Origin of the sequence: Moraxella sp. ZY200743, from assembly GCF_050885545.1 — a bacterium.
Classification (GTDB): Bacteria; Pseudomonadota; Gammaproteobacteria; order Pseudomonadales; family Moraxellaceae; genus Moraxella; species Moraxella haemolytica.
This window is the reverse complement of record NZ_CP091313.1, coordinates 306932-320555: the sequence shown is the minus strand read 5'-3', so window position 1 is coordinate 320555 and position 13624 is coordinate 306932. Positions and strand designations below refer to the sequence as shown.

Below are 13624 nucleotides of genomic sequence, written 5' to 3'. Positions count from 1 at the left end.
TAATTATTCATTATTACTCATTTTAGCCACGATAGCTCAATGCTTCAGCCACATGAGTCACACCAATCTCATTAGCATCTGCCAAATCCGCCAAAGTGCGGGCAACTTTTAGGATGCGATGATAACTACGAGCAGATAGATTTAATCTGGCTTGGGCAGTCTTAATCAGCATCTGCTGCGACTCGCCTAGATGGATAAATCGATCCACCTCGCTGGGTGATAGCTGACTGTTTAGCTTGCCCTGTCTGTCTAGCTGTCTTTGATGAGCCTTAACCACACGAGCCCTAACACTTGATGAACTCTCTCCTGCAGGAGCGTTTTGCAGATCATCTAACGGCAATGCAGGCACATGGATATGTAAGTCAACTCTATCAAGTAGCGGTCCTGACACCTTATCTTGATAGCGACGCACCTGATCGCTCTTGCAATGGCAACGATTACTTCCATCACCATGATAACCACACGGACAAGGATTCATGGCGGCGATAAGCTGAAAATCGGCAGGGAACGCCACCTGACTGTTGGCACGACTGATGATGATTTGTTTAGATTCAATGGGCTGTCTTAGTACTTCTAGCACTTTTTTATCAAATTCTGGCAATTCGTCTAAAAAAAGCACGCCTTTATGAGCCAACGAAATCTCTCCTGGTTTTGGGCGTGAGCCACCACCAACCAAGGCCACACCAGAGACCGTATGATGAACCTGCCTAAATGGACGCACGCCATAATCACAAGGCACACCTGCCACCGAATACACGCTCGCCACCTCCAAGGCATCCACATCCATTAACGGTGGCAAAATACTGGGTAATCTGCTTGCCATTAAGGTCTTTCCTGAACCTGGTGGTCCTTTAAATAACAATGAATGTCCACCTGCCGCTGCCACCTCAAGTGCTCTGCGTGCATGGTTTTGACCCTTGACATCTGCCAAATCCAACGGATAAACCGCCTCATCTTGAGTTGGCTGCACGATAGTCGGTGCAATCAAATCACTCTGCTCATGACTTATCCCACACACTACATCTAAATGGCGACATACCGCCTGCAAACTGTCCGCCCCAAGCACCACCACCCCAGACACCCTAGTGGCTTCTTGTGCATTATCTTTTGGGACGATAAGCACTTTTGGCTTGTCCATCTGCTTGATGGCAAGAGCAATCGCCAACGCTCCAGAGATGGGGCGAAGCTCTCCATTTAGGGCAAGTTCGCCCACAAATTCAAAATCCTTTAAAATCCGTTCATCAAGCTGACCACTTGCCGCCAAAATACCAATCGCAATCGGCAAATCAAGCCTTGAGCCATCTTTTGGCAAATCTGCAGGGGCAAGGTTAATTGTCAGGCGGCGACTAGGAAAATCAAAATCACTATTGATGAGTGCTGAACGCACACGATCTTTACTCTCACGCACTGCCGCCTCTGCCAGACCCACAATCGTCAAAGCAGGCATACCCTGAGACAGATGCACCTCCACCATCACCGATGAAGCGTGCAAACCAACGACCGAACGAGTAAAAACTTGTGCAAACGACATGATATTCCCTTAAATAGATTTTCATCAGCCATGGTTGATAGCCTGTCTTAAGATGACTTTTCTTAAGATAATGTTTTAAATCGCTAGCCATTTCATTGATGATAACCATGAATGGCAACATGGCTATTAGGCGATGACTTTTTGATAATAAGAAGACAGCTCTTGTAAGTCCACTGTGTATTGTACTTGGGTGTTGTATTTGCCCACCACTTCTTGCAGGTTTTTTAATACCAAAGCAACCAACTCGTGTTTGGTATTTTCACTACGCCCAGCCATGATGGCAAGGCGTGCTGAGACAAACAACAAACCATCATCACCAAGTCCAATCAAGCTGGCATCAGTGCGATGAATTCGACTTTTGATGTCTTTAGCTGCCTTAAATTCTCCTGTTGCAAACAGGGCTTGATTCAGATGCATCAGTAACTGAGCCTCGTCAATCTTTAGGTCTTGACTAATCTCTATGGTTAGATGTGGCATGGCTTTTCCTTAAGGTTTTTTGTGTCTTAGTAATACAACAATTAGCTTGGTTTAACACACACCAACACACGAATACTATCAGGCACCAAAGAAAGATTGCTTAATGCCTCTACGCCCTGAGCAAGCATTTTCTCTAATGCCAAAATCTCATCATCTCGGACATTGGGGTTGACCTGCTGAAGTCGTTTTAGGCGACCAATTTCCTTATTTAGATACTCTTGATAGCTTGCGATGCTCTCTTGGGCGATAGTAGCAAGCTGATTTTGGGCGATTTGTTTTGCCTTATTTGCTTGTGTTTCAATAACAACGGTGCGTGCTTTAATGACCTGTCTGGCTCGAGATTTATCCAATCGCTCAATGAGTGGCATGATTTTTTCTGGCGTGGCAAGTGTCGTCAAGTCATTGCCCTGCTCGGTCAAAAGCACTCTTAATACCTGCTGCGGCAAATAGGCAGATAGGTTTAGGTGCTTAGGTGCAACCACCTCCACACGGAAGTGATTTTCCACCAAAATCATGCCCTGTGGCATAGCGGCCGATTTCAGTAAAGCAACCTGCGTATTGCCAAAAGTGCTTGTTGTAACAAGCTCAAGAATACCAGTAACAAGCGGATGTTCACAGGTCATATAGTCCATGTCTTCACGACAAAGTGCCTGCTTGCGATTAAAGGTTAAAGTCATGCCATCTTCGCCAAAAGGCAAAGAATCAACACCTTCAATGTCTGCTTCTTGACTGTCAATAGGATGCACTACCCATGAATCATCACGCTGTATGCTATAGTCAATGTTCACCGCTTCAAAATAACGGTCAAGGAACATCGGTAGTAGCTCCGCTTCATCAAGCTCTGCCATCGCCTGCTCAATGCGAGATGCCACATTCGGACGGCATGAGTTGTATTCAAGCAGTCTGTCTCTGCCCATTTGTAGCTCTTCTTCTAGCTCGGCACGCAACACCGAGCCTTGTGCAATAAGCTGAGCAAGTGCTTCGCAACTCTCTTTGTCATTGCCACTTTCAAGCAAAGGTTTTAGATCAGCAATAAAATGCTCTTGCACAGTTTGGGCGGTTGGGCTGATTTGATTAAAGATATTTAAAGCCCCGTCATACCAATTATACAAGCGTTCTTGGGCAGTCCCTGCAACGAAAGGCACATGCAGATTAATCTTGGCAATCTGCCCAATGCGATCAAGACGACCGATTCGCTGTTCTAGCGTATCGGGATTGGCGGGCAAATCAAACAATACCAAATCCTGAACAAACTGAAAATTACGCCCCTCCGAGCCAATCTCTGAGCATAGCAGAATCTGTGCACCATCAACATCGACAAAATATGCCGCCGCTTGATCTCGCTCCAACAAGCTCATCTGCTCAGTAAAAATTGCCGTACGAATACCTGCGTGCAGTCGCAACACCGCCTCAAGACTCTCAATCGTTGCTCCACTTCTGGCGATGAGTAGCACTTTTTTGTGGCGAAGTTTTTCTTTTAATAAGTCAATCAACCAGCTGACTCGTGGATCAGATTCAAGCCAAGAGCCATCTGGATAGTTTTCCTCGCCCCACAGCTGCTCACGCAATTTACCATGCGTGTAATGTGTCCCCTGCCAAGCAGTCGGTAGGGGCAGTGGATACGGAATACTGGTACGACCATAAAAACCTTGCACACTATCACGAGTATTACGAAACAGCACACGCCCTGTGCCATGACGATCCAGTAGCTCGTTGATGATGTGCGTGCGAAGTTTGTCGTTATGATTGATATCGGCAAGCTGAGCCACCTCAAAGCCAAGCAGCCCTGCGACCGCTTTGATTTGCTTATCGGATAATGACTGACCCTCGATGAGTAAGTTAGCAACCATCGCCACATCAGCAAAAGCCTCTTGCGATGCAATAAAATCATCTAAATCATCAAAACGATGCGGATCAAGCAATCTTAAGCGAGCAAAATGACTCTCTATACCAAGCTGTTCTGGCGTAGCGGTTAATAACAGCACGCCTACGGTGTGATTGGCAAAATCTGCCACCAATTCATATTTATCATTGCCACCGTTGTCACTGCCCCATTGCAAATGGTGTGCCTCATCCACCACAAGTAAATCAAAACCTGCAGCAAATGCCTGCTCATACAAGTCATGATGGTCTAATAAAAGATCAATACCTGCAATGATGAACTGCTCGGTCGCAAAGACATTTTGTTCAGGGTTATGCTCTTTAATCGATGCCGTACACACCAAATCAAAAATCGAGAAATTCAAATTAAATCGGCGTTTTAGCTCAATCATCCATTGGTATTGTAAGCTGTCAGGCACCAAGATAAGCACACGACCTGCCTTGCCTGTGATGATTTGTTGGTGGATAATAAGCCCAGCTTCAATGGTCTTGCCCAGACCCACCTCATCTGCCAACAACACCCGAGGCGATAGGCGTTTGCCAACTTCATGAGCAATATAAAGCTGGTGGCGAATGATGTCCACACGAGCCCCCATTAAGCCACGCAAGGGATGGCGTGATAGCATGGCTTGTAATTTTAGGGCATCTTGGCGTAAGTCATATCGCTCGCCATTTTCAATGCGACCTGCCAACAGTCGCTCCAATGGCTTAGCAAGGGTAATGTTCGCCGCCAAACGAGTCTCCATCAGCGATTTACCGCAAGTGAGATGATAACGCATGACCCCAGAGACATCTTCACAGTGTGCCACAACATACTGATTGCCATCTTGGTCACTGATTGTATCGCCAGCACAAAACACCACACGAGACAGTAAAGCAGATGCTTTGGCATAGACACGAGTCTCTTCAGACTGCGGAAATAACACTGATACGCAACGGTCATTAACATCAATGACAACCCCAAGCCCAAGATTACTTTCAGAATCCGACAGATAACGCTGACCGATGGCAAATTGACTCATACAACACTCTTTTTAAGGTTTATGCAAAATTAAATTATCGTTATAAATAAACTATTTTACTAAAAATTTATACATTTAGCACTTTGTTTATTGATGATGGCGATTTCAATGATTTCAAGTGGTTGGATTTTGCTAAAATGTTCATCAAAGGATAAACCAACTTCGTTTGATATTTATTAGATTGTACGATATGATAAACCATCTCATCAGTCACTATGATTAGCACACCATCTGTTCATATTAAGGCACACCCATGAAAGCTGTATTTTTAGACACCGACACTTTTTCAAACAAGACCGATTTGTCCTTACCCATATCCGTCAGTGAATATGTCCGCTATGACAACACACCTAATGACGAAGCAGTCATCATTGAACGCTGTGCTGATGCCGACATCATCATTACCAACAAAGTTAATCTCACCGCCAACATCATCAAAAGCCTACCCAATCTTAAGCTCATTCATATAACCGCCACAGGCATCAACAACATCGATACTAAGACCTGTGATGAACAAGGTGTGGCATGGCGAAATGTTACAGGCTATTCAACCGTAACCGTGCCAGAACATACCTTTATGCTCATGCTTAATGTCATGCGAGCCGCCAGCACCTATCACAAGCAGGCGACCGATGGTACTTGGCAGGCAGATGGGCGGTTTTGTTTGATTGATGAACCAATTTTTGATTTATCGGGCAAGACCTTAGGCATCATTGGCGGTGGTAATATCGGTCAAAATGTCGCACGCATTGCACAAGCTTTTGGCATGACAGTACTACTTGCCGAACGCCGTGGCAAACCACCAAGAGATGACAACTACACCACCTTTGAAGAGGTGTTGGCAGCAGCCGATGTAATCAGCTTGCATTGCCCCTTAACTGACGATACAGCATATCTTATCAATCATGATACCATCGCCCTAATGCAAAAACAGCCCGCCATCATCAATGTTGCACGCGGTGGTGTGGTGGATAGTCATGCCATCGCACAGGCATTAACACAAGGTCAGATTTTAGGTTATGGTGCTGATGTGTTTGGGTCCGAACCGTTCACTGATGATGACCCACTACTCACCCTAAAAGACCACCCCAGAGTCTTTTTTACACCGCACAACGCATGGGGTAGCCTAGATGCACAAGCAAGGCTGTGGCAGATTCTTTGTACGCAGATAGATGAGTTTATCAAAACTTATACAGTCTAATGATGACCCTTTCAACACCCAACACAGATACAGTCGCCAAATCAAAAACTGTGCTATACTATGTGGTTTTGCACAGTTTTTATTGATTTTATTGACAATATTTCATCACTTATGACCACATCTATGATACAGTTGCACCAAGTCAGCAAGGTATTTCACATTCAAAAAGATGGGCAGTCCACCAGCTTCACCGCCGTACAGCCAACCGATCTTACGATTAAGCAAGGCGAGATTTTTGGCATCATCGGTTCATCAGGGGCAGGTAAGTCCACTCTCATCCGCTGCGTCAACTTACTAGAGCGACCAAGCTCAGGTACAGTAACGGTTGATGGCGTAGTGCTGACCAACTTATCTGAAGCTGAGCTAATCAAGGCAAGACGAAAGATTGGCATGATTTTTCAGCATTTCAACTTGTTGCACTCTCGCACAGTCTTTGAGAACATTGCCCTACCACTTGAACTATCAGGCACGCCCAAAAGTATGATTCGCCAAAAAGTGGGCGAGCTGACCCAACTTGTCGGATTAAACGATAAGCACGACACCTATCCTGCCAATCTGTCAGGCGGTCAAAAACAGCGAGTCGCCATCGCACGAGCTTTGGCATCAGACCCTAAAGTGTTGCTGTGCGATGAAGCAACTTCCGCTTTAGACCCTGCTACCACACAAACCATCTTAGCATTATTAAAGCATATCAATAAAACGCTTGGCATCACCATTTTGCTCATCACGCATGAAATGGATGTGGTCAAACGCATCTGCGATAAAGTGGCAGTGATTGACAAAGGCATGCTAATAGAGCAAGGCAAAGTAAGCGAGATTTTTGCCAATCCAAAAACACAAGTCGCCAAAACATTCATTGATTCCACCTTTCATCTAGGATTGCCCGACGAGTTCTTAGCAAAGCTACACACCAAACCCAGTCATGATACCGCTTATCCTGTGGTGAAATACGAATTTAGTGGCAACTCTGTGGACTCGCCGTTGTTTTCGCAAGCGAGTAAGCAGTTTGGTGTAGAATTTAGCATCTTAACTTCGCAGATGGATTATGTAGGTGGTGTGAAATTTGGTTTTACCATTGCCGAGCTAATGGGTAGCTCAACCGCCATCATGCAGGCAAATGAATACTTGACGGCACACGGTGTAGGTTTGGAGGTTTTGGGTTATGTGGGATAAGATTTATACCGATTTTATGACCGAGCTACACCCCAAGATGTGGCAGATGGTCGCTCAATCCACCTATGAGACCATCTATATGGGTCTGGTGGCAACTTTGATCGCCGTGCTGGTGGGTGTGCCATTTGGTTTTGTGGCATTCTTAACAGGCAAAGGAAGAATTCTACAAAACATAGCTTTGTTTCGCCTGCTTGATGCCATCATCAACATTGGTCGCTCTGTGCCATTTATTATCTTGCTTATTGTATTGATGCCTGTAACACGCTTTTTGGTAGGAACAACGCTTGGCACAACCGCTGCCATCGTCCCATTAAGTGCTGCCGCCATTCCCTTTATGGCACGCCTAACCGCTAACGCACTTGCTGAAATTCCCACAGGGCTGACCGAAGCAGCACAATCAATGGGGGCAACACATTGGCAGGTTATCAGCAAATACTATCTGCCAGAGAGCCTGCCCATGATTATCAATGCCATCACTTTAACACTCGTTACACTCATTGGTTATTCAGCGATGGCAGGTGTGGTCGGTGGTGGTGGACTGGGTAATCTTGCCATCAGCTACGGCGAGCATCGTGGCATGGTTTATGTTAAATGGATTGCAACCATCATCATTGTTGCGATTGTCATGATTTGCCAAAAATTAGGTGATGCTTTGGCGACACGGGTTGATCACCGATGATTGACAATAATCCATCAAATAACATATTCCAAAAAAGAATAACTAAATGATTAAACTTTTCTTCATTGCATATTGAATTGCATTGGCGATTTGTGGTTTAATATGCCAAAATGTTATTTTTTATAGGCATTTTTATCATCATCCATTTTACCATACAGGGTAATCATCATGAAATTAAATAAATTTTTTGGACTGTGCGTCCTAGCTTCTAGCATCGCATTGGTCGGTTGTGGCAACGACAGACAAGCTGAGCAATCCGCCCCTGCTGACGCTCAAACCATTAAAGTAGGCGTAATGAGCGGTCCTGAACACGCTGTGGCAGAAGTAGCTGCTAAAGTCGCCAAAGAAAAATACGGTCTGACTGTTGAATATGTTGAATTCAACGACTACGCCTTACCAAACGAAGCTGTCTCCAAAGGCGATCTAGATGCCAACGCCATGCAACACAAACCTTATCTTGACGAAGACAGCAAGAAAAAAGGACTGACCAACCTTGAAATCGTGGGCAATACTTTCGTATATCCATTGGCTGGCTATTCTAAAAAAATCAAATCACTTGATGAGTTACAAGACGGTGCAACCATCGCTGTACCAAACGACCCATCAAACCTAGCTCGTGCGTTAATTTTGCTTGAAAAACAAGGTCTGATCAAGCTAAAAGACAACACCAACCTACTTTCAACATCGCTAGACATCATTGAAAACCCAAAAAATTTAGTCATCAAAGAAGTAGATACTTCTGTGGCAGCTCGTGCTCTAGATGATGTTGCCCTAGCAGTTGTTAATAACAACTATGCAGGTCAGGCAGGCTTAACCGCTCAAGACGGCATCTTTGTTGAGGCTAAAGATTCACCGTATGTCAATATCATCGTGGCTCGTAGCGACAATAAAGATTCAGAGGCGGTACAAAACTTCGTTAAAGCCTATCAAACTGATGAAGTGGAAGCTGAAGCGAAAAAACAATTTAAAGACGGCGTGGTTAAAGGCTGGTAATTCAAGCCTTATCCCAAGCAAAACCCCTTTGAGTATTCATTGCTCAAAGAGGTTTATTTAAATGATTTAGGTAAATCAAATTGTTGAAGGCAGCCAATATCTAATCATCAAAGAATGCCAAACATTATGTTTGCTCACTTAATCACTTGATCGCCCATCAATCTCACTCATTGGTACAGCAGGTGCAAACTGTTCACCGCTGACATCCGTGCCTTGTGCTGCGTGTTCTTGCTTGAGAGATTTTGCTACTTCTGGCGGCATATAGTTTTCATCATGCTTGGCAAGCACTTCTGACGCCACAAAGACACCGTTTTTTAACTCGCCTGTTGCCACAATACCAGAGTTTTCGGCAAACAAATCAGGCAAAACCCCACGATAGGTTACAGGCACGATTTTTTTGTAGTCAGTGATCTGAAACTGAATGTTTAGCTGATCGACTGGGTCTCGCTTGACACTACCTGCCACCACCATACCACCTGCACGAATACGCTTTGCTTCAGGAGCTTGCCCTGTGGCGATGGCAGTCGGATCAAAATAATAGTCAGTCTGCTGGCGAATGGCGTATAAAATCAGCCCAACTGCAATGATTGTCCCAATAAGCATGGCAATCACCCACATCAGTTTTTTTTGTCTTACATTGTTCATGACGGTATCTTTTTTTGGATTGTCTGTTTGTATTGCTATCGCACTTAAAAATCAGGATTGGCTAGCGTGCTGATTACCCAGTGCCTTTCGTTGTTTATTGGTTAGGCGATCATTTTTTTGATGAGATCCTGATTGTCGCTTTAGCCTAATTAAAGTGTTTTTGCGTTCAGAGATGACATAGATAATCAATGCAACGAGCGATAAAAAAGTAATGCCATAGCACAGCCATACAAATGCACCATGCCCCTGCATATCAATCAAATCACTAAAAGTTGAAAAATATGGTGTCATCGCTTGCTACCTTATGATGAATGGTTTGCTGGCTTGTTGAGTAGTTTTTGTACCCATGCTTTATTATATTCACGGGATAAAATCAAAGAGTTGGTACGATAGATGGCAAGTGCCGCCACCAAAAAATACATACCAAGTAGCATCACCAATAGTGGCACCCACATACTTGGCGACATCTTTGGGGCGTTGGTGATGGTAAAAGTCGCCCCTTGATGCAAGGTATTCCACCACTCTACCGAATATTTGATGATGGGTAAATTAACCGCCCCCACAACGGATAAGATTGCTGCTGCCTTACCACGGTTTTGGCTATGTTCAAAAGCGGAGAATAACGCCATAACACCCACATACAAAAACGCCAAAATAAGCATACTGGTTAAGCGTGCGTCCCACACCCAATAAGTACCCCAAGTGGGCTTGCCCCAGATAGAGCCAGTCAGCAAACTTAGCACACAAAAGATGAATCCAATAGGGGCAATGGCTTGGGCGACAATGTTGGCAGTTTTGATTTTCCATACCAAAAAAATCACACCAAGTGCTGCCAAAGCAAAATAAATACTCATCGCAAGACTGGCCGCCGGCACATGAATAAAGATGATGCGATAGCTGTTGCCCTGTAGATAGTCAGGTGGTGCAAAACCCAGACCCCAAACCGTTCCCACACCCAACAGCACTACTGCAATCACAGACAGCCATTTCACCCATGGTGAAAAAATATGAAAGAACCGCTCTGTGCCAACTGTCGTCAAAAAACCTTGCCACAGACGACCAAAAAAACCTGTTTGCACACCTCTATTGCGAGTGTTATCAGACATGGGATATTACCACTTGATTGGATAAAGAAATCAAAATACTGACCATAAATCACCTAAATTATATCACGACTTGACCAATTGGGGAATATACCTACCAAAAACAAGCAATTTTTTTGATGCAAAAAATTCTTGTAAAATCATTCATTTATCCGCATAATATTATTAACTATACGATATTATTCTTCGTATGATATTATCAATTTTAATCATTTATTCAATTAAACCGAGGTCAAAAGTTAATGTCAAACACCGTCCCACTTTCTAGAAAGTCTCGCAAGTCCTCTCACATCTCACTTGTTCTACTAGGTGCCAGTGCCATTGGGCTTAGTGCCTGCTATCCAGCTCCAAACGATACCCCAAAAACCAATGAGCAATTATTGGCAGACGCTGAACGAGAGCTTGCTGAAGCCCAAGCACGCCTAGCTGCCGCCCAAGCACGCCAACAAGCAGAAGCCGTGAATACCGCTGCTGCCGAACTAGAAGCACAAGCAACAGGAATACTACCCCAAGAGCAGGTCGATGAACAAGCTACAACAAGCGAAGCACAAGATGGCATGGGTGCTGGTACGGCTTTGCTGGCGGGAGCAGCGGCAGGTGCAGCGGCAGGCTACCTTGCAACCAAAGCCGCCAACAACCGAGTGGCGGACGCATCTCGTGCCTCTCAGACACCAACCACCACACAGCAACCAGTCAATCGTACAAATACCAACACCGCCAATGCCAATAATGCTATCGGCAATCAAAACACAGGCACTCGCCAAAGTGCCGCCCAAAGCACACAAAATTATCAAAGTCCCCAAGCTCAGAACCAAGATGGCACAACTCGTGGCGGCTTTGGCAACAGTGCTTCAAGCTCAAGCGTTGGGGCAACCTCGTGAAACGCATCAGTATCACCCCACGCCCCAACTGGCAAGATGAGATGAATCGCATCGGCTTTGATTACCACAGTGTTGATGGCAACTACTGGCAAGAAGATGCGTGTTATGTGTTTAGCGAGTCGCAGATTGATGAGCTTGAGCGTGTTACCGAAGACCTACATCGTATGTACTTTGCTGCCACCAATCACATCATACAAACAGGCGATTATGATAAATTGGGCATCAATGATCACACCGCCACCTTAATTGAACAGAGTTTTAAGGCACGCCTGCCAACTCTCTATGGTCGCTTTGATTTATGCTATGATGGCACCAATCCACCCAAAATGTATGAGTACAATGCCGACACACCCACATCACTTTTTGAAGGTAGCGTGGCACAGTGGTATTGGCTACACGCACGAGGTAGCGAGCTGTCTGACGCTGACCAATTCAACAGCATTCACGAGCGTCTTTTGTTGGAATTTCAAGCCCTAAAAAGTGAGCATCCATTATACTTTACTGCTGTTGCCGGTAATCAAGAAGACTACATTACCACTCGCTACCTACAAGATGTGGCGATACAGGCAGGTCTTGATACACAGTTTATTGATATTCACGACATTGGTTATCGCCATCATGATAAAGCATTCGTAGATCTACAAGAAAACTCCATTCATCAGCTGTTCAAATTATACCCTTGGGAGTGGCTTGTTGAAGAAGAGTTTGGACAATACATTGCAAACAGTAGCACCCAATTTATCGAACCTGCTTATAAACTACTGTTTAGCAACAAAGCTCTGCTTGCTGTACTATGGGAGCTATTCCCCAATCACCCAAATCTACTGCCTGCTTATCTTGATGAAAAAATGCTTGGTGGCAATTATGTCAAAAAACCCTTTTTTTCTCGTGAAGGGGCAAATATCACACTGTATCATGATAATAAAACCGAGCAAACTGAGGGTATTTATGGCAAAGAAGGTCATGTCTATCAGCAAGCACACGCCCTACCTACCTTTACCAACAATCAAGGTCAAACCATGCATACTTTAGTTGGCAGCTGGATTGTTGGGCATGGTGCAGCAGGCATTGGCGTACGAGAAGATTATACTGCCATCACCAAGGATACCAGTCTTTTTGTGCCACATATTTTCCGCTAATGTCTTAATTTATGCGTTTAAACGAACGCATAATCAGCACTCAACCAACAAAGGTTTGTGACACCCACAAAGCAATCATATTATCAAAAAGGTATCCAAAAACAAAAAAACAGCTGAAATACAGCTGTTTTTTTGTTATTACTGCCAGTCTTGATGAATTAAAACGGCATGTCATCATCTGCCACCACCATAGAAGGTGTTGGCTTACTGGCAGCAGGTGGTGTGGATTCTGGTTTTGCCATACTAGGCGTACCAAAAGAATTGTTTTGTGCCATGTTGTTTTGATTGGCGTTTGGACTTTGAATTGGTGGCTGTCCGCCCTGATTGGCTTGGTTGGCAAATCCATTTTGATATTGAGTATTCGGATTGCCCTGATTACCAAAACCCTGATTTGCCTGTGGGTAATCTTGGTTGTAATTATTATTAAAATTACGATTTTGGTTATTGCCCCACTGTTGGTTATTTTGGTTTTGGTAGCCACCTTGATTGCCGTAGTTGTTACCGCCGTTATAGTTATTACCAAAACCGCCTTGATTGCCTCCAAAGCCACCTTGCTCATTATTTGAGCTTAGCATACGCATCTCTGACGCACGAATCTCTGTGCTATATCGCTCAATGCCTTGTGAATCTGTGTATTTACGAGTCTGTAGGCTACCTTCAATATAAACCATACTGCCTTTACGCAAGTACTGAGCTGCAATCTCTCCCAAGCGGTTAAAGAGACTGATGCGATGCCATTCTGTCTGCTCTTTACGCTCGCCTGTATTTTTATCTGTCCAACGCTCGCTTGTCGCTACTGAAATATTCGTAACGCCGCCGCCATTTTGAAAAGAACGCACTTCTGGGTCATTGCCCAAGCGACCAACAATGATTACCTTATTCACACTACTCATAAGCTA

The 13624-nt window shown here is 44.6% G+C and carries 13 protein-coding genes; 6 read left to right on the top strand and 7 right to left on the bottom strand.

The window, feature by feature from the left end; genetic code table 11:
- Positions 1-22: 22 nt before the first annotated feature.
- The 3 genes from L3D27_RS01430 to rapA all read right to left on the bottom strand — a co-directional run bounded on the left by L3D27_RS01430 (position 23) and on the right by rapA (position 4911).
- A complete protein-coding gene (locus L3D27_RS01430) occupies positions 23-1531 on the bottom strand; it encodes a YifB family Mg chelatase-like AAA ATPase (protein WP_284673923.1) in 1509 nt (502 codons plus the stop codon).
- 126 nt (positions 1532-1657) lie between these two features.
- Entirely contained in the window at positions 1658-2008 is a 351-nt protein-coding gene (locus tag L3D27_RS01425) for a 5-carboxymethyl-2-hydroxymuconate Delta-isomerase (protein WP_284673922.1), read from the bottom strand.
- A 41-nt stretch (positions 2009-2049) separates the two neighbouring features.
- A complete protein-coding gene (rapA, locus tag L3D27_RS01420; RefSeq protein WP_432481366.1) occupies positions 2050-4911 on the bottom strand; it encodes an RNA polymerase-associated protein RapA in 2862 nt (953 codons plus the stop codon).
- 253 nt (positions 4912-5164) lie between these two features.
- Between rapA and L3D27_RS01415 the strand changes: the two genes are divergently transcribed.
- The 4 genes from L3D27_RS01415 (at position 5165) to L3D27_RS01400 (ending at position 8957) form a co-directional block, all read left to right on the top strand.
- Positions 5165-6112: an NAD(P)-dependent oxidoreductase gene (locus L3D27_RS01415; protein WP_284673920.1), complete on the top strand. Its 948-nt coding sequence runs from the start codon at positions 5165-5167 to the stop codon at positions 6110-6112.
- A gap of 123 nt (positions 6113-6235) precedes the next feature.
- Positions 6236-7285 (top strand): methionine ABC transporter ATP-binding protein MetN, encoded by a 1050-nt coding sequence (metN, locus tag L3D27_RS01410; RefSeq protein WP_284673919.1) that lies wholly within the window; start codon positions 6236-6238, stop codon positions 7283-7285.
- Positions 7275-7964, top strand: a complete 690-nt coding sequence (locus L3D27_RS01405; protein WP_284673918.1) for a methionine ABC transporter permease — start codon at positions 7275-7277, stop codon at positions 7962-7964. Before metN ends, L3D27_RS01405 begins: the two co-directional genes overlap by 11 nt.
- 168 nt (positions 7965-8132) lie before the next feature.
- Complete coding sequence (locus L3D27_RS01400; protein WP_373627916.1) at positions 8133-8957, top strand: MetQ/NlpA family lipoprotein; 825 nt, start codon at positions 8133-8135, stop codon at positions 8955-8957.
- 138 nt (positions 8958-9095) lie between these two features.
- On the opposite strand, the gene ccmE is transcribed toward L3D27_RS01400, so the two are convergent.
- The 3 genes from ccmE to L3D27_RS01385 are packed head-to-tail and all read right to left on the bottom strand — an operon-like array spanning position 9096 to position 10708.
- Positions 9096-9602, bottom strand: coding sequence for a cytochrome c maturation protein CcmE (gene ccmE / locus L3D27_RS01395; RefSeq protein ID WP_432481365.1), 507 nt, complete (start codon positions 9600-9602; stop codon positions 9096-9098).
- A 51-nt stretch (positions 9603-9653) separates the two neighbouring features.
- On the bottom strand, positions 9654-9893 hold the full coding sequence (ccmD, locus tag L3D27_RS01390; RefSeq protein WP_284673915.1) for a heme exporter protein CcmD: 240 nt from the start codon (positions 9891-9893) through the stop codon (positions 9654-9656).
- 11 nt (positions 9894-9904) lie between these two features.
- Positions 9905-10708: a heme ABC transporter permease gene (locus L3D27_RS01385; RefSeq protein WP_284673914.1), complete on the bottom strand. Its 804-nt coding sequence runs from the start codon at positions 10706-10708 to the stop codon at positions 9905-9907.
- 239 nt (positions 10709-10947) lie between these two features.
- Between L3D27_RS01385 and L3D27_RS01380 the strand changes: the two genes are divergently transcribed.
- Positions 10948-11586 (top strand): hypothetical protein, encoded by a 639-nt coding sequence (locus tag L3D27_RS01380; protein WP_373627919.1) that lies wholly within the window; start codon positions 10948-10950, stop codon positions 11584-11586.
- Positions 11583-12725, top strand: coding sequence for a glutathionylspermidine synthase family protein (locus tag L3D27_RS01375; protein WP_432481364.1), 1143 nt, complete (start codon positions 11583-11585; stop codon positions 12723-12725). Before L3D27_RS01380 ends, L3D27_RS01375 begins: the two co-directional genes overlap by 4 nt.
- 158 nt (positions 12726-12883) lie before the next feature.
- Here L3D27_RS01375 and L3D27_RS01370 read toward each other — a convergent pair whose 3' ends face one another.
- A complete protein-coding gene (locus L3D27_RS01370; RefSeq protein ID WP_432481363.1) occupies positions 12884-13618 on the bottom strand; it encodes a single-stranded DNA-binding protein in 735 nt (244 codons plus the stop codon).
- Positions 13619-13624: the final 6 nt, after the last annotated feature.